The sequence below is a fragment of the Treponema sp. R8-4-B8 genome, assembly GCF_054786175.1.
On record NZ_BDHE01000289.1, the window covers coordinates 1 to 540 of the forward strand.

General features: G+C 37.4%; 1 protein-coding gene. It reads left to right on the top strand.

The genetic code is table 11. The features are described from left to right. Positions 1-254, top strand: a 254-nt coding sequence (locus tag ACYVRA_RS08440; protein WP_461252281.1) for a hypothetical protein, incomplete at its 5' end; no start/stop codon positions are given. Positions 255-540 lie beyond the last annotated feature (286 nt).

Consider the following 540-nt stretch of genomic DNA (forward strand, 5'->3'; position numbering starts at 1 on the left):
AAAAGCTAAAGACAACATTAAAGACGTCTTTAATAAAAGAAACAAAGTTCAACGGCAAGCCTTATTTTGAAAATCCTTCGGAGCTTACAGAGATTTCAAAAGAGATAAGTCATGTAAAAGAAATAGATGTTGATAATACCAAATTGACTTCAATGCCTGTTAAATACAGCATAAAAGACGTCGTATCTTTCAGCCTGCTAAATAGCAAAATGTTTACTTATCCAAATGATAAAAGAAAAGAGAGATGGCAATGATGCTTGGATTGCACCTTCAACCATGCCTAAGCCGTAAATAAACATTAATTGTGTTAATGGCGGGCATAACAACACCAATTTTTTGAGTTTGTCTTGAGACGTAGTCTCTGGTAAAGCAGGAGTAAGCGATGGAGTAGGAGCAGGCGCTGTCTCTTATACACATCTGGCGATAATAATGGCGATAGTAGTCAACACAAATCGTTCAGCGAAGCGAATGGAAAAGATTTAAGAGGATGGTTATGGGATCATAAAGGAAGTATTGCAGGTATAGCATTAGCGAGTGCGG